This is a genomic window from Listeria monocytogenes (assembly GCF_013282665.1).
GTDB classification, from domain to species: domain Bacteria; phylum Bacillota; class Bacilli; order Lactobacillales; family Listeriaceae; genus Listeria; species Listeria monocytogenes_C.
Window position 1 is genome coordinate 714,505 of sequence record NZ_CP054041.1, and the last position, 17,839, is coordinate 732,343.

The following is a 17,839-nucleotide window of genomic DNA, read 5'->3' on the forward strand; positions in this document are numbered from 1 at the left end:
AAACTCTAGGAAAGGTTTTTAACAAGCTCATTGTGGTAAAATAAGAGTAGACTTTTTGACAGGGGAGATTTGATGTCGATATTTACGAATACACCATTAATTGCATCTATTATTGCGATAGTTTTTGCCCAAGTGGTCAAAGTTCCGATACATATTTTAGTTTACCGGAAGTTCAATGTCGGATTAATGTTTTCCACTGGAGGTATGCCCAGTTCTCATTCGGCTGCGGTTACTGCCTTAATGACTACACTTGCTATTGAATACGGACTTGATTCGCCTTATTTCGCTATTGCCGTTGTATTCGGTATCATTGTGATGTTCGATGCGACCGGCGTTAGAAGACAAGCCGGTGAACAAGCAGTTGTGTTAAACAAATTAGTAACGGATTTCCAAGACTTCGTGGAGCACGCAAAAGGACTTGCTGCACCAGAGCAAGAAGAAAAAACGAAGCATTTAAAAGAATTACTTGGTCATAAACCGATGGAAGTTTTCTTCGGAGCACTCACCGGGATTGCGATTGGATTTATTTTAGAAATGTTTATGTGAATGAAAAGTTGACTCCTTGTAGTCAACTTTTTTTGTTAGTTGTTAGTTTACAGCTATATGTTAAAGGGAAAATCATGATATCACCGGATTTTACAAAGGGGCTGACTTTGATGAAAAAGGTAACACTCATTTTTAGCGTCTATACATTTATTCTAGGTATCCTAGTGGGGATTATTGCTGCTTTATTTTTAGTAATGGTTCACTTTGCCACGACGTTTTTGTGGGATTACCTTCCTAATCAATTTGCTTTTTCATGGTATTATCCTCTGCTAATCGGCTTGATTGGGAGTTTTTTTGTAGGGCTGGTTCAGCTGAAACTCGGTGATTATCCGAGGTCAATGCATGACAATGTTGCGGAGGCGAAGAAAACTGGACGGATAGAGTATCGCAAAGTTCTGCTTCCTACGATACTCAGCGCTTGGATTGTTTTAACATTTGGAGCGAGTGTTGGACCAGAAGCGGCTTTAATTGGCATTGTCGGCGGAGCCACAACTTGGATTATTGATCATTTAAAATTATCTATGGCGCATAAAGAAGAGCTTGTTAGTTTAAGTGTTGGCGCGATTATTTCCAGTATTTTCCACGCTCCGTTTAGTGGACTAGCTGAGGAAATTGATGAAAGTAGTCAAGCGAGGAAAATTCCTAAAAACTCTAAATTAGTTTTATCGCTCCTTATTTCTTTTAGCGCACTCGGATCTTTCCTTTGGCTGAAATCCTTTTTAAAAATGCCTGCGGGTATTTTTGCGATTCGGCTACCTGATATGGGTTGGTCTTGGTGGTTTATTTTACTTTTTATTCCTACGATTATTCTTGGATGGCTCTTTAGTATTTATTTCCAGCAAATGCAAGTCTACATCGCCAAAGCTGCTTCTTTTATAAAGAATAAAATGGTCGCGGCGGTTATTGGCGGTTTGAGCATTGGTTTATTTGGGATAATTTCTTCCTTCATGTTATTTTCTGGTGAGCATCAGCTGATTGAATTGACTACAACTGTCCAAAATTATTCGATTCCCTTTTTACTTATTATCGCCTTGTTAAAACCTGTTTTGGTCGCTATTTGTCTAGCAACGGGCTGGAATGGCGGTGCGATTTTCCCGGCGATTTTTACTAGTACGATTATGGGGTACATAGCAACATTTTGGCTGGAGGGATCAACCGGTTTCTTAATCACTATTTTTGTGACTGCAAGTTGTACAAAAATCATAGGAAAACCAGTTCTAACTGCCTCTATTTTACTATTTATATTCCCACTTCAATTCTTTCCATTTATTTTATTAACTGCATTTATAGTGAATAAAAATTGGTTAGTTAACTTCAAAAAAACAGCATAAAAACTAAGGAGAAATCCTTAGTTTTTTTATGCTGATTTTTTTATATAGAATCTTCCCTTTTTTTCTTTTAAGACTTTCTTATCGAGGAGAATTATTATTTTTTCGTTTAGTTGTTTGCGAGATATTTTTCCGTATTTCGCCATTTTTATCTTATTAATATATTTAGGTATTTGTTGGTAGCCATTTTCACTTTCAATTTCTAATTTGTCACATAAATACTGGAGAGCATAGACTATTCTTTCTTCTGCGGACAAGTCATACTTAATTAACTCATTATAAAGGTTCTTATTGTTTATTAATGTTTCTTCTAAAAGCCACTCCATATAAGAAGGCTTATTGGTAGCATAGTTTAAAAAATATTCCCTATCAATAAAAATTAAGGAGACATCTGTATCACAAACTAATCTTAATTCGTTTTCTCCGCTGATTTTGGCGACTTGTTGGTTAATTATATCTCCATTAGAAAAAAAGTGAAGTATCTGGAATATTTTGTTTTCCACATGAAGAATTCCATTTGTTATAATAATAAATTCATCTTGAAAAGTTTCACTATCAATTTTCTTGTTTTTAGAAAATTTTTCAAAGCGAACCCATTTATCTTGTAATTTATATTTATCCAATTCGCGGATCATTTCTTTTACTTTTTCATTGAACAAATGTATCTCCTCCTACCAGTTTTACTTAGTTTAGCAGGATAAAAGATAAGACATATGTGGAAATTACACACTATTTTAGTATCTTTATATAGATTTTATTACAGTGGGTATTCCTAATTCAAAAAATAATACTTCTTTATGAGCAATCCCAGTTATACATAATGTTAGAAAAGTCCTGGTTGATTAAATCTTGTTTATTGATGAAGAAGTTCGCGACACCGCAGTCGCCCCACATAATTGCCATTCTATTTTCATTAAAGTCTTCGGAGGCTAATTGGAACAAAAGCGTGTCATGATGTGGATTTTCTGAATACATACGTGGATCTTCCTGGGTGAAGAAAGGGTACCCGCCGAGCTGACTGCCCTCATTCGCTAGATGATATAACTCGTCAGCCTTATCTTCCTCATCAGCGAAAATTTGATCAGCTAATTCATAAAAATTACTTCCAAATTCATTTTCAAAATCAAAGCTATCTTGTAATAGAATTTGATCTGAAACTTGGCCAGCTATTTTAAATTCACCGTTTACAACAGGGTAAAAATCTGTTTTCGCTACATCTTCAAAAAATGCATCTTGTTCTTCGGCAGTTAAGCTCTCACTTCCCAAGTCATCAAAGAAAAACACCCGAAAACCGTCTTGGCTCGTTGGATTTTCAAAATTAAGTCCGTATAAATCATCTTGATAATCTACATAAAAAGCAAGCAAGCCAAACTCCGGATAATTTTCCATTTGTGGCATTTCCGAAAAATTAATTTGTGCTAATAACGAAAGTGGCTTACCTTCTTCCGTCACCGGATAGCCTTGTTCTTTCGGTAAATAACCTCGGCCACCAGCTTTACTTTGTAACAAGGAAAGTGTGCCCGCATCTTTAAAATGCAACTCTATCCGCTCTTTTTCTGTTTCCAAAAAACGTTCGGCCCATTCACTTGGAAGTATATCAAAAAGTTGTTCCATTATTTACCTTCTTTCTTTTTTTCTAATTATAACATGAAAAAAAGCGCCATATCTGTCAAAAGCAGATACAGCGCTTCTTGAGTTTTTATTTATAGAATTTAAATTTACCTTTACTAGCAAGAACGCTTGAACCACCAATAAGTAGTAGCGCACGGTCATCAATGACTTTTTTCATAACGGAAGCTGGGTAGCCTTTCAAGTTTTTACCGAAAACTACACCGATTGCATCGTTATCGCCTAGAGAGCACACTGTTCCTTTTTCATGATATACAAAATCTTGTAGGTCGGTTTCCCCTTTAACTAATTTAGCTAAGTTCACTGCAGCCACATCCGCTTGTTGCATTGCGATTTGGGCAGTTGGCGGGAATGGACGGTCATTTGCTGGGTTGATGATTAGTGAGCAGTCACCAACAATTAAAATTTCTTCGTTACCAGGAACGGTTAAATTGTTGTTTACTTTCACACGACCACGGCCAGCTTCAAAACCAGACGCTTCGATCACGCTATTTCCGCGAACTCCGGCAGCCCAAATAATCGTTGCCGCTTTGATTTCACGAACTTCATTTTCACTTTCTGCATATTTTACGCCGTCAGCTGTAGCTTCTTTGACTGGTTTACCAACATGGAATTCTACGCCGCGATCTTCCAGTACACCAACGCCATAATCAACGAGTTTCGCATCAAATTGTGGTAATACTTTCGGAGCAGCTTCCATACAGTAAATACGAACTTTTTCACGTGGTACATCATATTCTTTCACTAATTCTGGAATACGATTAGTTAATTCCCCAAGAAACTCAATTCCAGTAAAGCCAGCGCCACCAACGATAATTGTTAATAATTCATCGCGTGGGTCTGTTTTCCATTTAGCAAACTGCGCTTCAATGTGCGCACGGATTTTTTTAACGGATTCTACACTTGTAATAGTGAAGGCATATTCTTTCAAACCACTGATTCCAAATGTTTCTGCTTCTGACCCAAGTGCAATTAATAAATAGTCATAGCTGATATCACCATTCGCATCTAGTGTGACTGTTTTTTCCTCTTTATTAATTTTTACTACTGTATCTTGGATAAATGTCGTTTTTGTATTGTTAACGACTTTGTCTAATGGATACATTAATTTTTCTGGTTCAATTGTTCCAGCTGCTGCTTCATGTAACCAAGTCGTTTCGTGGTGATAGTCATTCTTATTCACTAGAACGATTTCGGCTTCCAAGTTTCTTTGTTGTAACTTACGTAAAGTTTTTAGTCCCCCGTATCCTGCTCCGAGAATGACAATTTTTGGTTTACTCATCTGTTATCACATCTACTTTCCCTTATATTTTTCTTCACAAAAAAAATTGCATTAAGAATTTCTTACTGCACCTATGTAGATTGCGCTAAAAATCTACTGCAAACAATGAATAAAGTGAAAATGGTAAGTACCAATATATTCCCTATTTCACAGCTTACAAACTATATCATAGACTTTTTAACATTCATTTTCAAGAAAGCGAACTCAAGGCTTTAAGCTTCTTTGGAGCATGGTTCGAGTGGTATACGATTTTTTTCACAATAAAGCTTAGAGATGGCTTGATTTTCGTAAAAATCTTTTATTTGATACGTAATTGGTCTAGTTCATTTTTTCATATTTTAATGTAGACAATCCCGTAAACATTCTTTTTTTAAAATATATGCTAAAATATGCTTATTGCAACTTTAGCGATTTCATAGGGAAATTAGGAACTAGGGGGTGATGTATTTTGGATGAAAAAACAAAAATTTATGATATCACGATCATTGGTGGCGGACCGGTTGGGCTATTTGCTGCTTTTTATGCCGGAATGCGCAATGCGAGTGTGAAAATAATAGAAAGTTTACCACAATTAGGTGGACAACTTTCCACGCTTTATCCTGAAAAATATATTTATGATATTCCAGGCTATCCTGCTGTTCGCGCACAGGAACTTGTTAATAACTTGATTCAACAAATGAAGCCATTTGATCCAACCATTGCACTGGAAGAAGCTGTTCAAAGCGTGGAAAAACAAGTCGATGGCACATTTGAAATCATCACGAAGAAAGATACTCATTATAGTAAAGCAGTTATTATTACCGCTGGAAACGGCGCATTTGAACCGAGACGTTTGGATCTTCCAGAAGCAGAACAATACGAAGGAAAAAACATTCACTATTTCATTAATGACTTGAGTCGTTTTTCAGGTCGTCGGGTTGCCGTTTGTGGTGGTGGGGATTCCGCAGTGGACTGGGCACTCATGCTTGAAAAAGTAGCCAGTTCTGTCGCCATCGTTCATCGTCGTAATGCTTTCCGTGCGCACGAACATAGCGTGAACAATTTAGAAAAATCTTCCATTGCTATCAAAACACCATTTATCCCAACTGAAGTACTCGGTAACGGCGATAAATTAACGCATATTACTTTGCAAGAAGTCAAAGGTGATACAAGGGAAACATTGGAGATTGACGATTTCATCATTAACTATGGTTTCGTTTCTTCGCTTGGTCCAATTAAAAATTGGGGCCTCGAGCTAGAACGTAATTCGATTGTCGTTAATTCAAAAATGGAAACGAGTATCCCAGGAATCTATTGTGCAGGTGATATTTGCACGTATGACGGTAAAGTAAAACTAATCGCGACCGGATTCGGTGAAGCTCCAACAGCCGTTAATAACGCGATGAATTTTATTGATCCAAAAACGCGTGTGCAACCAATGCACTCCACATCTTTATTCGAATAATAACCGAAACCACGAGGCAACTTGTGGTTTTATTTTTTACTCACCGGGAAAAGTTCTTTGTAGATATTTTTTAGGAGGAGATTAGCAATGAATGTACTCGTAATTGGCGCAAATGGCAAAATCGGCCGTCTTTTAGTAGAAAAACTCGCCATGGAAAAAGGCTTTTTCGTCCGAGCAATGGTTCGAAAAGCTGAACAAGTAAGCGATCTTGAAAAGCTCGGTGCAAAACCGATTATCGCCGATTTAAAAAAAGATTTCCACTATGCCTATGATGAAATTGAAGCCGTTATTTTCACAGCTGGATCCGGTGGTCATACGCCTGCTTCCGAAACCATCAACATTGACCAAAACGGCGCCATCAAAGCCATCGAAACTGCTAAAGAAAAAGGTGTACGTCGGTTCATCATTGTTAGCTCTTATGGCGCCGACAATCCAGAAAACGGTCCCGAATCCCTCGTCCATTATTTAAAAGCCAAACAAGCAGCCGATGAAGAACTAAAAAGAAGCGGTCTCGACTACACCATCGTCCGCCCAGTTGGACTTTCAGATGATCCAGCCACTGGCAAAATCGCTGAAGTTTCCGAAAAACCTAAGACGACTATCCCGCGTGCGGATGTTGCAGATTTTATTAGTGAAGCTTTAACCGAAAAATCAAGTTTCTATAAAACCTACACCATCGAAAGTGGTGACACATCTATCAAGCAATTTTTTAACTAATAAAAAGCGATGAGCCAAATTACGCGCTCATCGCTTTTTCTATATTAAAATGGATTCTCTTCCAAAAATGTATATATATTCGCAACTAATTCCTCTGCTGTTTCTCCGCGAACCACTTCCCCGTCCACTAAAGCAAACAAACTCGTCGCGCATAAATCACAATATGTCAGACAATCATATTCAATCACATCTAAACTATCATCCGCATCTAATTTCGCAAAGGCAGCATCTGCCCCGCTCGCCAAATTATTCACGCAAAATTCCACAATCGGATTCATTTCCACTTGCCTCCTAGACTGTTACATCGTTGCTAAGTAACCACGGTCGGTCATTACTTGATAAATATCTTTCAACCGAGGATTGCCTTCCGCGATAATTTCACCATCAACCACAATGACTGGGTACATATAATCTTCCTCGACAATTTTATTCGCCATATCCGCTAAAGCCGTTTCATTCGGCGGATTAAAAATATCCACATACTCCACCACAAATGGCTGCCCAGAAAACTTCCGACCAATCGCAGCTCGAAGCCATTCCTCTGTTTCCTTCGAGGATGGCGCTCCGACGCAACTCGCACAAATAGTCGTTGAACCATAAACATATAATTTCGCTTCATTTACCATCACGCTTCACCTCATTATCATTGTACAAAAACCCACCGAAAAAAGCGACTAAGCTGTTTCACGAAGCATAACTATTAAACTTTATGAATTTTTATAAAGATATGAATTGACACAAATTTACAGATATATTATAATATTTCCAATACATTGCTAATCTTTAAAGCAGTAGTGTATTAACATAATAAACTATCTCTAGGTTGTACCCGTGATTTCACGGTCAACATATAAGTAACACTCCCTTTAACAATTGGGCGCGCAACCCAATTGTCTTTCAACCTTACCAGTTGAAAGAGCACGTTCCTTTCTGAGCCTTAGGAACGTGTTTTTGTTTGGCCCGTTCGAAGCAAAGCAAGTTACGGGCCAAATATGCATGCGAGCAAAGCAAGCATGTAATCCTTCCAGAAATGTGCGCCCTCCACACAAATTTCCCTTCTCCATCAAAATCCATCCACCCTCAACCGAAAACCCACATCCCCATTCGTCCGTTCGAAGCAAAGCAAGTTACGGGCCAAATATGCATGCGAGCAAAGCGAGCATGCAATCCTTCCAGAAATGTGCGCCCTCCACACAACAGCTTCCCTTCCAAATAAAATCCATCCACCATCTACCTGAAAACCCACATCCCCATTCGTCCGTTTGAAGCAAAGCGAATTACAGGCCAAATATGCATGCGAGCAAAGCGAGCATGTAATCCTTCCAGTAAAGTGCGCCCCCACACAAAAACTTCCATCCAAATAAAATCCATCCACCATCTACCTGAAACCCACATTCCCATTCGCCCGTTCGAAGTATAGCAAGTTACAGCTCAAGTATACATACAAAAAAACTAACTTTTCGATATTTTCGAAAATTTTTAAAACCTAACAACTAATTTATATGCTATATATATTCAAAAAGCACTCTCCACATCGACCATCAAAACGAAACCCCTTCTCCCAACTGCTTTTTCACCTTAAAATCAAATATGTCCAATTATTGAACTTTACTCTAATTTCAATAATTTTCTTAAAAAAACCCGTGATTTTTAAAGAACCCACATGATATTATAACTTTGGTTAGAGGCGTATTCGTTCCAAACTACATTTCCAGCTAATTTGTTGCTGAAACAGTCAGTTTCAACGAATAACTAATTACAATTACATTCGAAAAATAAGGAGGCAACTAGGTATATGCAAAAAATAAGCAAAATAATGTTAGTTTTGTTTTTAATGACAACCCTATTCTTACCTTTTAGTAATGCGCGGGCAGCATCAACTGATGTAGTAAATATCCCGGATTCATATTTAAAAGAAGGTCTTAAAACTATCGTAGGAAATCCGTTCTTAACAGAATTGACTGAAGCAAATCTTGAGACGATTACTATAGCAGATATTTCCTATATGTATAGTTCACCTGGATATGCTGTCACTGGGTTAATTAGAGATTTAACTGGACTCGAAAAAGCGGTCAATATGACCAAATTATATTTTTCAAACCAGACAGCAATTACCAATTTAAATCAGATTAAAAACTTACCTAATCTGAAAAAAATCGTTGGTGTTACTACTGGATTGAATGACATTAAAGCTCTTAGCGAAATGCCAGCACTCGAAGAAGTAGAATTAGGTGGGGATTATATTACTGATTTCAGCCCCTTACTTGAAAAAGAAAACTTAAAATCATTTTCTTATAACTCGTACGCTTGGTTAGATCCAGCATATCACCAAATCAATAACGAAGAATTCGAAAAATTCGCAAATCTCAAATCGCTTGAAAATTTAGATGTAACTTGGAATAACATTACCGATTTAGCAGCATTAACTGCAAATGATCATATTAAAAATTTAAATCTAAGTTACAATAAGTTCACTAATGTAGCTCCAATTGCTACGATGAAAGAACTTAAAGTCCTTTATTTAAACAATAACAATCTAACTTCCATTGATTCGTTAAATACACTAAGAGGATTATCTATTGCTTACGCTGATAATAATAATATTACTGATTTAAGTAAGTTAAAAGACTTTTTTGAAGGCATGGATATCGTTGGAGATTATAAAGGTTTACAAGTTAACAATCAAACTATCACACTTCCAACTATTAATATTAAAGAAGGTGCGACAGCTATTTCAAACAACCCTACTTTAGATATTGATGGCGAAAAAATGCCTGTTTCTAGCATTTCTGATGGTGGAACAGTATCCACTGATAATAAAACAGTTTCGTTTGCTAACTTACCAGTTGGAAATAAGACTGTCACTTATAAAGCAACATTCACAGCTACTTCGGCTAAAGGAGTACCACTTAGTTACTCCCTTAAAGTATCACAGCCCATTACGGTATCCGAAAAAACCGATTCAACTGTAAATGTATTTTACAAAGATGAAAATGGCAATGAATTAGCTACAAGTGAAACAATTTCTGGTAAATCCGGTGAAAATTACCAAACAATAGAAAAAACAATTACTAACTACAAATTAAAAGAAATCGAAGGCCAAGCTTCCGGACAATTCAGCGATCGCGATGCAACGGTCACTTACGTTTACGAAAAAGTAGATGGTGCTCCTGTTACCGTGAAATATGTCGATGGCGATGGCAACGAATTAGCTACTTCCGATACACTGAACGGCAAAATCGACGCTACTTACCAATCTACAGCCAAAAGCATCACAGGTTGGACAGTTAAAACGACACCTACCAATGCTAATGGTGTATTTACAAATGCTAATCAAACAGTCACTTATGTGTACGAAAAAGCAGACGGCGCGCCTGTTACCGTGAAATACGTCGACGGCGATGGCAACGAACTAACTACTTCCGATACACTGAACGGTAAGATTGATGCACCTTATCAATCTACAGCTAAAAGTATCACAGGTTGGACAGTTAAAACGACTCCTGCCAATGCTAATGGTGTATTTACAAACACGAATCAAACAGTCACGTATGTGTACGAAAAAGCAGACGGCGCTCCTGTTACCGTGAAATACGTCGATGGCGATGGCAATGAACTAGCTACTCCCGACACACTGAACGGCAAAATCGATGCACCTTACCAATCTACAGCTAAAAGTCTTTCTGGTTGGACAATCAAAACGACTCCCACCAACGCAACTGGTGTATTCACAAACTCGAACCAGACAGTCACGTATGTTTACGAAAAAGCAGATGGCGCTCCTGTTACTGTGAAATATGTTGATGCAGATGGCAATGAACTAGCTACTCCAGATACATTGAACGGTAAGCTAGATACATCTTACACGGCAACAGCTAAAAACTTGAGTGGTTGGAAGTTAACAGCCACACCAGCCAATGCTAATGGCGTATTTACAACTGATAATCAAACAGTTACCTTTATATATGCTAAACAAGAAGACGATCCTAAAAAAGAGGATACAACACCAAGCAATACAAAACCAGATAAAAACAAAACAGCTATTAAAATCAACGAAAACAAACCAAAAGCAAGCAAAGTAACTACAATCAAAAAACAAACAACATTACCGAAAACCGGCGATAATCAACAAGATAGTATATTATTCGGATTAATTGGTACATGTTTCGTTCTCTTAGGAATTTACTCTATCTCTAAGAAAAACAGCTAAAATAAACAACAAAAACTCTCTTATCAATTGGATAAGAGAGTTTTTGTTTGGTAATTACTTCATATTGCACTATTTTCGATCTCAGAAAACCCAATTTAATTTCTTTAAATTTCCCCATATCCTGTTATAATAGAAAATATAACAATGCCTCACGAAAGGAGAACTATATCCTATGGAAGAAATTAGCTACGCCGAAGTTGATAAAGCTTTAAAAAAGTTCCGTCCGTTTTTAGTTCGTGATGGCGGGGACTATGAACTTATTGAAGTCACACAAGATGGTGTCGTAAAAATTAAACTACTTGGTGCATGTGAGACTTGCCCCAGTTCTGATATGACTTTAAAAATGGGTATCGAATTAACTCTAGCTGAAAAAATTATCGGCTTTAAAGAAGTTGTTCAGGTTTTTTAAACAAATATTTTAGCGGCCAAACAATCGGTCGCTATTTTTGTATAAAAAGGTTTAGAAATCCTGTAAACGTCTATCATACAATATACATACAGTTAGAAGGAGGTAAGAAAAAATGGTAGAAAAACAAAGTGCGTTAGAATCAAAAGCACGCAGTTGGCTCATCGAACGCGGTGTAGAAATTGACGATATCGCAGAACTTGTATTATTTTTACAACAAAAATATCATCCCGGATTGGAATTAGATATTTGCCGGCAAAATGTTGAGCATGTTCTTCGTAAACGTGAAGTTCAAAATGCAGTTTTAACAGGTATACAGCTTGATGTGATGGCTGAAAAAGGTGAACTCGTCCAACCACTACAAAATATCATTAGTGCTGATGAGGGACTGTACGGCGTCGACGAGATACTCGCGCTGTCCATCGTCAATGTGTATGGATCCATTGGATTTACCAATTACGGTTATATCGATAAAGTAAAACCAGGGATTCTTGCAAAATTAAATGAACACGATGGCATCGCTGTACACACATTTCTCGATGATATTGTTGGTGCTATCGCTGCAGCCGCAGCCAGTCGCCTTGCACATAGTTACCATGACGACATCGTTAATTAAACAAAAACCAGTAAAACAAGAGGCTATTCCTCCAATTTTACTGGTTTTTCTTTTCCTAATTTTACTTCTACTTGTCGAATCGAGTTTTTATTCATCGAACGTACGATAAAGCGGTACCCCTCATGTTCAATCTCATCACCCGCTTCTAAGTCAAAACGTTCGAGCAGCATCCATCCCGATAACGTATGAACACCCGGCCCTTCAATCGGAACCCCGAGTGCTTCCTCGACATCTAGGAGCGGCTCAGACCCTTCAATTATAAAATGATTCAAAGCTACTTTCCGAATCCCTTTCGGACCTTTTGCTTCTTCCATATCACCAACAATCACTTCCATAACATCTTCCAGCGTCACAATCCCTGAAGTCCCACCGTATTCATCCGTAAGAACGACAAATGGCTCACTTTCTTGCTGCATTTTCACAAGTAACTCTTCCAAAATCATGCCTTCAAATACTTCTAAAACTGGTGTAATAAACGGTTGAATGGATTGCGTCACAATCGTTTCGTCTTTGCCAAGTCCAGCCATCACCGCACTGACTCGTAGCATTCCGATAATATGATCTTTATCTTCATCTTCGGTTACTGGAAAAATATGATATGTATGTTCAGAAGTTAATTTCAGTAAATCTCTTACAGTTGCCGTTTGGTCAATCGCAATCATCGACATTCGCGGTATCATCACTTCTTTCGCTGGTACGTCGCCCAGTTTGAAAATATTTTTCATATAACGAAACTCTTGTGGATTCAAAAGTCCTTGCCTATAGCTATCTTCAAAAATGATCTTCAGTTCTGTTGGCGTCATTTGGTCCGCATCAATCGTTTTCTTTACGCCAAACATCCGCGTGATTAAATTCGCCGAGTTATTTAAAAGCCAATTGAGTGGAAAAGTCAGGCGATACCAATACACAAGCGGGCGCGCGATGAACAGAGCTACTTTTTCTGTGCTTTGAATTGTAAATGTTTTCGGAGCAAGTTCCCCGAGTACCACATTTAAGAATGTAATTAAAATAAACGAAACAAAAATCGAAATCGGCTTTTCAACGGATTCTGGTACAGGTAACATTAAAAATAACGGCTCCAACCAACCACGCATTGTTGCTTCACCAACCCACCCCATAGCAAGCGCGGCGAGTGTGTTCCCTAACTGACAGGCAGCCAAATAATCATTCATATTCGAAGTAACTTTTTTTACATATTTCGCTCGCGGGTCCTCTGAGGCTACTAGTTGCAAGACAGTAGGTTTTCGAATTGCGACAATGGCAAATTCACTTGCCACGAAAAAGGCGGTTGCTGCAATTAAAAATATTACAAAGAAATCATTAAAAACGTCCATTTAGCATCCTCCTTATCCCCATTCTATACCCGATTTTAACGTTTGAACCACAAGTCGGCCACTGCCTCGCCGTCAATGATCTCCCCCGTTTTTTCAAACCCATATTTTGCATAAAATTTTTCCGCTACTATATTATCAGGTTCATAAGATAAACGCAGTCGTGCTGGCTGTTCTGGCAAATTTTTCACCATCTCAATAATTTGCTCTAGTGCATCCCCGCCGTACCCCTTACCTTGATGCTCTTTCCCAGTCATAAACCGTACCAACCAAAACTCACCATCATCTGTATCCATACCGTACATTGCGTAACCAACCGGCATATTATCCGCGTATATTACCAGCGAATGATACGTTTCTTCAAAACTTGCTTCGATAATAGAATACCAATTTTCTGCGACAAATGTTTTTTGGTGCGGATGCACTTCTAATTTTGCTGTTTCGTGGAAATTGTCTTTTGTTAACTTTTGAATTGAGACCATTTTCTAACCTCCTATTTATTAAAAAAAGAGCAGAAAAATTCCGCTCTTCTAGTTAAATTTCCAATCAGTTAGTTTTGTTACAGCGTATGTAGGCTGGATTTCTTTTGTTAATAATGCTTCTTTTGATGTAAAGCCAGTGTGTACGATTAACGTATCCATGCCGTAATTGATGCCTGCCATAATATCGGTTTCGTAGTTGTCCCCCACCATGATTGCTTCGTCTTTATGAACGCCGAGTTTTGCGAGTGCTTGCTCCATAATAATGGATTCAGGCTTTCCAATAAAAACTGGCGCTGTTTCTGTGGCTACGGAAACGACTGATGTAATCGAACCATTTCCCGGAAGCAAACCGCGCTCTGTCGGAATTGCCGCATCGCCATTCGTTGAAATAAACATCGCGCCACCTCGAACCGCAAGAGCTGCTTTTGAAAATTTCTCATAATCGACTTCCCGGTCAAGCCCGACAACAACAAAAGCTGGATTACTAGAAGTTATTTCAAATCCATTATCTGTTAGTTCTTGTTTTATTCCACGTTCTCCGATAACATAAACCGTTCTTTCGCGTTTTTGTTCCATCATAAATTGTACGGTTGCTTGTGACGTCGTGAAAACATCCTCGCTTACAGCTTGAATCCCCATATCAGTTAAATGTTCTGCTACTTGCCCAGGTGTTTTTGTTGAATTGTTTGTTACAAATAAATACGGAATTCCCGCACGTTTTAAGTTTTCGATAAAAATGATCGCCTCTGGAATAACTTCTGCCCCGCGATACATCGTACCATCTAAATCAATTAAATACGCTTTATAATTCTTCAATTCCAAACTACCTCATTTACTATTTTACTTTTTTAATAACAAAATAAGCACAACCAAAATTGCAGTATTCATAAATATATTCTTTTAACGTGCTAATTTTGTTGTCGTATGCAGCTTTGCGGTTATCATCTTCGAAAAAGCCTTTAAGACGCAGTTGATCATAACCCCAGTCGCCCACTATATAATCATATCGTCCAAGAATATCGCTAAACCGTTCGTTTAACTTCTCCTCGTCAAAAGCATCGCGATAATTGGTGATAATCTCGTAGTTTAAATCTTGAATCGTAATCGTCACTTGTCTTCCTCCTGTCCGTACATTTTTTTAAGTTTCCATTTTAAAATATCTCGGAGTAGTTCCGGTGTATATACTTCTTTTCGTTTAATTTGTTTTACTATCGGGAAAAATGGCGCGAACACAAACGTATCATGCGTCGCAATTCGGTATTCCCGTGTTTTATCAATTGGTTGATTATCAAAAAGTGCCACTTGATTTTCTGAGTCAAAACCAGCTCTATCCATCAAAACGGTACCAAAGTACTCACCTCGGAAACCAAAACCTCGAAGCGGAATATCTTGCAGTTCTGCTTTCTTTCGGTAGATTCCGTCAATAAGTATTTCAAGTTCCTCACCAGACATCGTTAAAGCAATTGCGTTGAGCGGATGCGGTAACATTTGGTGGATATCAAAATCTGTCACGATTCCCGCTTCAAAGTCTGTCATAAAAATGCCCGCGTTCATCACAAACGTTTCTGCTCCAGTCCATTCACAAACCGCTTCATTCAAAATGTGCGCAATTTCCGAGTCATCAAACCAATTATGCGCTAACTTTCCGGGAATCGCAACTACTTTTTCAGAGAGTTCTGCGCGCCCTTTATCGAAGAAACCTTGGATTTCATTCGCTTCATTTGGAGCAGCCGGTAAATCCTCGGTTTTAAACGTCGTAGCGGTTGTAGTCAGTATCTGATTATTTTCGTCTAGCTCTATATCCACTTTCCCGATATATTCGCCCCATCTACCCGCTGCAGCAAGTAACGCATTCCCTTCTATTTTCCCCGTTTCAAGTAAATGGTGCGTGTGTCCGCCCAAAATTACATCTATTTCAGGAATTTCGAGTGCAATGCGTTCATCGCTTGGTAAACCTAGATGGCTGAGCAAAATAACTACATCCGTATCTTCATCCAAGCCAGCAATTTGTTTTTGAATCGAGCTAATAGGTTCTTCCACGCCCCAGCCCATTGCCTCGTAGTATTCCCGAAACGGCGCCGTCGCACCAATAATCGCTATTTTCACTTGCTCTATTTCCTTATAAACAATCGATTTCACCCAGTCTGGCTGCTTGGTTCGTTCTTTATCTGCGTAAAAATTACAGCAAACTACTGGAAAAGTCGCATGTTCGTATAATTTATCCAAGTCTTCATGGGCCAAAGTCGTTCCTTCATTATTACCAAAAGTCACCGCATCATACGGCAGTTGGTTAAGTAAGTCCGTATTCGCAAGCCCGTTCGTTCCTTCAGTAAGCGGATGGACCCGGTCCAAAAAATCACCAATATCAAAAAAGAGCGCCGACTTATTTTCTTTATCCGCAGCTGTTCTTTTCTCTTTTAAGAAATTAAAAATGCGTGGCCAATGTTCCAAGTGACTATGAACATCATTCGTATGCCATAAAGTTAAATGTTTCATCTATCCATCTCACTCCCTACTTATAACTATTGTAGCGTAAAACCGCTTTTTTTACACGCACTAGGACTGGATGAATTGTTCCCTTTTCATTTTATGTTATGATAGGATATATTGTTTTAAAAGGGAAGTGATTTTTTTGGATATTACGCAAACAGTCGAAATTCTTCTAATCTCTGTTTTTGCAGGGGTTGTAGGCTCTTTGCTTGGGCTTGGTGGTGGAATTATCGTGACGCCTGCCTTGACACTTATTTTTGGGATTGATATTCAATATGCGATTGGTGCAAGTATTATTTCCGTTATTGCCACAAGTAGCGGCTCTGCAATTGCTTATATCAAAGACGGCATTACGAACCTTCGTGTCGGGATGTTTCTCGAAATTGCCACAACAATTGGTGCAATCACCGGGGCTTTCGTCAGTGGACTGCTCTCGGCCACGGCACTCTACATCATCTTCGGACTTTTACTTCTTTATTCTGCTTTCAACATGATTAAAAAGGTCGGTACAGAATTTCCTACCAATGTGAAACCAGACCCGCTCGCAACCAAACTAAACTTACATGATTCTTATTACGATAAATCTTTACGGCAGACAGTTGATTATCAAGTGGCAAACGTCCCTGCTGGTTTTGGTGTGATGTACGGCGCAGGTATCGCTAGTGGCTTACTTGGAATCGGTAGTGGCGCATTTAAAGTCATGGCACTTGATGTCTTTATGAAAATGCCGCTTAAAGTAAGTAGCGCAACGAGTAATTTAATGATGGGCGTAACCGCGGCGGCCAGTGCAACTGTATATCTTTTCCAAGGTGACATCCAGCCTGCGATTGCAGCTCCAGTTGCGATTGGCGTACTTGTCGGTGCAACACTTGGAACACGCATTATGCAACGTTTAAAAAGCAAAATTATTCGGATTATTTTTATTCCCGTCATTTTATATGTTGCCTTCCAAATGATTTTAGAAGGATTGGGGTGGATTTAGATGGCAGAGAAAAAAGAAGAAATGTACCGGGTCGAGCTAATTGTTAGCGCGCTGTTACGAATCGGTGTTGTCCTTAGTGCGATCATTATCGTTTTTGGCCTCGTTATGCTGTTTATTACCGGCGAAAGTGGCTATCCCGGGGAAACTTACCCGACCTCACTTACAGCGATTTTCAGCGGGCTAGGGACGCTTAAACCATACGCAATTATGATGTTCGGTCTCTTTTGCTTAATTTTAACGCCAGTCCTTCGTGTCGTTGTATCATTGTTTACTTTTTTGAAGGAAAAAGATTATTTGTACGTTGGGATAACTGGGATTGTATTGATTATTTTAGTTATTAGCTTTTTAATTGGTATAAAAGCATAAAAAGATGGCG

The 17,839-nt window shown here is 38.6% G+C and carries 21 protein-coding genes; 9 read left to right on the forward strand and 12 right to left on the reverse strand.

Translation table 11 applies throughout. The features are described 5' to 3' along the window. Positions 1–72: 72 nt before the first annotated feature. Together HRK21_RS03615 and HRK21_RS03620 are read left to right on the forward strand one after the other, a co-directional pair. On the forward strand, positions 73–546 hold the full coding sequence (locus HRK21_RS03615) for a divergent PAP2 family protein (RefSeq protein WP_003730415.1): 474 nt from the start codon (positions 73–75) through the stop codon (positions 544–546). A gap of 110 nt (positions 547–656) precedes the next feature. After that, the gene (locus HRK21_RS03620) at positions 657–1,877 is read left to right on the forward strand and encodes a chloride channel protein (protein WP_070006499.1); all 1,221 of its coding nucleotides are present in this window, start codon (positions 657–659) and stop codon (positions 1,875–1,877) included. A 26-nt stretch (positions 1,878–1,903) separates the two neighbouring features. On the opposite strand, the gene HRK21_RS03625 is transcribed toward HRK21_RS03620, so the two are convergent. The 3 genes from HRK21_RS03625 to HRK21_RS03635 all read right to left on the reverse strand — a co-directional run bounded on the left by HRK21_RS03625 (position 1,904) and on the right by HRK21_RS03635 (position 4,785). After that, positions 1,904–2,533 carry a cyclic nucleotide-binding domain-containing protein gene (locus HRK21_RS03625; protein WP_069888431.1) on the reverse strand — a complete coding sequence of 210 codons (630 nt, stop codon included), beginning with the start codon at positions 2,531–2,533 and terminating at the stop codon, positions 1,904–1,906. Between the two features lie 136 nt (positions 2,534–2,669). Further along, positions 2,670–3,488 (reverse strand): YwqG family protein, encoded by an 819-nt coding sequence (locus HRK21_RS03630; protein WP_069888430.1) that lies wholly within the window; start codon positions 3,486–3,488, stop codon positions 2,670–2,672. 85 nt (positions 3,489–3,573) lie between these two features. Beyond that, positions 3,574–4,785, reverse strand: coding sequence for an NAD(P)/FAD-dependent oxidoreductase (locus tag HRK21_RS03635; protein WP_003739669.1), 1,212 nt, complete (start codon positions 4,783–4,785; stop codon positions 3,574–3,576). 448 nt (positions 4,786–5,233) lie between these two features. Here HRK21_RS03635 and HRK21_RS03640 point away from each other — a divergent pair, with 448 nt between their 5' ends. Both HRK21_RS03640 and HRK21_RS03645 read left to right on the forward strand, forming a co-directional pair. Beyond that, positions 5,234–6,229 carry an NAD(P)/FAD-dependent oxidoreductase gene (locus tag HRK21_RS03640; RefSeq protein ID WP_003725585.1) on the forward strand — a complete coding sequence of 332 codons (996 nt, stop codon included), beginning with the start codon at positions 5,234–5,236 and terminating at the stop codon, positions 6,227–6,229. 87 nt (positions 6,230–6,316) lie between these two features. Then, a complete protein-coding gene (locus tag HRK21_RS03645) occupies positions 6,317–6,946 on the forward strand; it encodes an SDR family oxidoreductase (protein ID WP_069888428.1) in 630 nt (209 codons plus the stop codon). Between the two features lie 44 nt (positions 6,947–6,990). Here the strand turns inward: HRK21_RS03645 and HRK21_RS03650 are convergent, their stop codons facing one another. The 4 genes from HRK21_RS03650 to HRK21_RS14130 all read right to left on the reverse strand — a co-directional run bounded on the left by HRK21_RS03650 (position 6,991) and on the right by HRK21_RS14130 (position 8,143). Further along, positions 6,991–7,224 carry a YuzB family protein gene (locus tag HRK21_RS03650; RefSeq protein WP_003725587.1) on the reverse strand — a complete coding sequence of 78 codons (234 nt, stop codon included), beginning with the start codon at positions 7,222–7,224 and terminating at the stop codon, positions 6,991–6,993. Positions 7,225–7,245: 21 nt separating this feature from the next. After that, positions 7,246–7,572, reverse strand: a complete 327-nt coding sequence (locus HRK21_RS03655) for a YuzD family protein (RefSeq protein WP_003722419.1) — start codon at positions 7,570–7,572, stop codon at positions 7,246–7,248. 240 nt (positions 7,573–7,812) lie between these two features. Continuing rightward, positions 7,813–7,995: a hypothetical protein gene (locus HRK21_RS03660; RefSeq protein ID WP_077952757.1), complete on the reverse strand. Its 183-nt coding sequence runs from the start codon at positions 7,993–7,995 to the stop codon at positions 7,813–7,815. Between the two features lie 31 nt (positions 7,996–8,026). Continuing rightward, the gene (locus HRK21_RS14130) at positions 8,027–8,143 is read right to left on the reverse strand and encodes a hypothetical protein (RefSeq protein WP_441007182.1); all 117 of its coding nucleotides are present in this window, start codon (positions 8,141–8,143) and stop codon (positions 8,027–8,029) included. Positions 8,144–8,741: 598 nt separating this feature from the next. Here HRK21_RS14130 and HRK21_RS03665 point away from each other — a divergent pair. The 3 genes from HRK21_RS03665 to HRK21_RS03675 all read left to right on the forward strand — a co-directional run bounded on the left by HRK21_RS03665 (position 8,742) and on the right by HRK21_RS03675 (position 12,178). Beyond that, on the forward strand, positions 8,742–11,156 hold the full coding sequence (locus HRK21_RS03665; RefSeq protein WP_070006501.1) for a MucBP domain-containing protein: 2,415 nt from the start codon (positions 8,742–8,744) through the stop codon (positions 11,154–11,156). A 172-nt stretch (positions 11,157–11,328) separates the two neighbouring features. Continuing rightward, on the forward strand, positions 11,329–11,565 hold the full coding sequence (locus HRK21_RS03670; protein WP_003725591.1) for a NifU family protein: 237 nt from the start codon (positions 11,329–11,331) through the stop codon (positions 11,563–11,565). A gap of 112 nt (positions 11,566–11,677) precedes the next feature. Then, the gene (locus HRK21_RS03675; RefSeq protein ID WP_003725592.1) at positions 11,678–12,178 is read left to right on the forward strand and encodes a phosphatidylglycerophosphatase A family protein; all 501 of its coding nucleotides are present in this window, start codon (positions 11,678–11,680) and stop codon (positions 12,176–12,178) included. 23 nt (positions 12,179–12,201) lie between these two features. Here HRK21_RS03675 and HRK21_RS03680 read toward each other — a convergent pair whose 3' ends face one another. Genes HRK21_RS03680 through HRK21_RS03700 form a run of 5 tightly spaced genes read right to left on the reverse strand, consistent with a single transcriptional unit; the run spans position 12,202 to position 16,487 of the window. Continuing rightward, positions 12,202–13,512, reverse strand: coding sequence for a hemolysin family protein (locus HRK21_RS03680; protein WP_070006502.1), 1,311 nt, complete (start codon positions 13,510–13,512; stop codon positions 12,202–12,204). Positions 13,513–13,547: 35 nt separating this feature from the next. After that, on the reverse strand, positions 13,548–13,991 hold the full coding sequence (locus HRK21_RS03685; protein WP_003737442.1) for a GNAT family N-acetyltransferase: 444 nt from the start codon (positions 13,989–13,991) through the stop codon (positions 13,548–13,550). Positions 13,992–14,039: 48 nt separating this feature from the next. Continuing rightward, a complete protein-coding gene (locus HRK21_RS03690; RefSeq protein WP_070006503.1) occupies positions 14,040–14,807 on the reverse strand; it encodes a TIGR01457 family HAD-type hydrolase in 768 nt (255 codons plus the stop codon). Between the two features lie 19 nt (positions 14,808–14,826). Further along, a complete protein-coding gene (locus HRK21_RS03695) occupies positions 14,827–15,102 on the reverse strand; it encodes a YutD family protein (protein WP_003722426.1) in 276 nt (91 codons plus the stop codon). Next, entirely contained in the window at positions 15,099–16,487 is a 1,389-nt protein-coding gene (locus HRK21_RS03700) for a bifunctional metallophosphatase/5'-nucleotidase (RefSeq protein WP_070006504.1), read from the reverse strand. Before HRK21_RS03700 ends, HRK21_RS03695 begins: the two co-directional genes overlap by 4 nt. Positions 16,488–16,623: 136 nt before the next feature. Here HRK21_RS03700 and HRK21_RS03705 point away from each other — a divergent pair, with 136 nt between their 5' ends. Together HRK21_RS03705 and HRK21_RS03710 are read left to right on the forward strand one after the other, a co-directional pair. Further along, complete coding sequence (locus HRK21_RS03705) at positions 16,624–17,463, forward strand: sulfite exporter TauE/SafE family protein (RefSeq protein ID WP_070006505.1); 840 nt, start codon at positions 16,624–16,626, stop codon at positions 17,461–17,463. After that, complete coding sequence (locus tag HRK21_RS03710; protein WP_003722429.1) at positions 17,464–17,829, forward strand: DUF1634 domain-containing protein; 366 nt, start codon at positions 17,464–17,466, stop codon at positions 17,827–17,829. The last annotated feature ends 10 nt before the right edge of the window (positions 17,830–17,839 follow it).

Bases quoted from the DNA above. Each gene is read 5' to 3' on its own strand.
- HRK21_RS03670 (WP_003725591.1), top strand. From the start codon at position 11,329: ATGGAAGAAATTAGCTACGCCGAAGTTGATAAAGCTTTAAAAAAGTTC.
- HRK21_RS03630 (WP_069888430.1), bottom strand. From the start codon at position 3,488: ATGGAACAACTTTTTGATATACTTCCAAGTGAATGGGCCGAACGTTTT.
- HRK21_RS03645 (WP_069888428.1), top strand. From the start codon at position 6,317: ATGAATGTACTCGTAATTGGCGCAAATGGCAAAATCGGCCGTCTTTTA.
- HRK21_RS03620 (WP_070006499.1), top strand. From the start codon at position 657: ATGAAAAAGGTAACACTCATTTTTAGCGTCTATACATTTATTCTAGGT.
- HRK21_RS03615 (WP_003730415.1), top strand. From the start codon at position 73: ATGTCGATATTTACGAATACACCATTAATTGCATCTATTATTGCGATA.
- HRK21_RS03665 (WP_070006501.1), top strand. From the start codon at position 8,742: ATGCAAAAAATAAGCAAAATAATGTTAGTTTTGTTTTTAATGACAACC.
- HRK21_RS03635 (WP_003739669.1), bottom strand. From the start codon at position 4,785: ATGAGTAAACCAAAAATTGTCATTCTCGGAGCAGGATACGGGGGACTA.
- HRK21_RS03680 (WP_070006502.1), bottom strand. From the start codon at position 13,512: ATGGACGTTTTTAATGATTTCTTTGTAATATTTTTAATTGCAGCAACC.
- HRK21_RS03685 (WP_003737442.1), bottom strand. From the start codon at position 13,991: ATGGTCTCAATTCAAAAGTTAACAAAAGACAATTTCCACGAAACAGCA.
- HRK21_RS03650 (WP_003725587.1), bottom strand. From the start codon at position 7,224: ATGAATCCGATTGTGGAATTTTGCGTGAATAATTTGGCGAGCGGGGCA.
- HRK21_RS03710 (WP_003722429.1), top strand. From the start codon at position 17,464: ATGGCAGAGAAAAAAGAAGAAATGTACCGGGTCGAGCTAATTGTTAGC.
- HRK21_RS03675 (WP_003725592.1), top strand. From the start codon at position 11,678: ATGGTAGAAAAACAAAGTGCGTTAGAATCAAAAGCACGCAGTTGGCTC.
- HRK21_RS03655 (WP_003722419.1), bottom strand. From the start codon at position 7,572: ATGGTAAATGAAGCGAAATTATATGTTTATGGTTCAACGACTATTTGT.
- HRK21_RS03700 (WP_070006504.1), bottom strand. From the start codon at position 16,487: ATGAAACATTTAACTTTATGGCATACGAATGATGTTCATAGTCACTTG.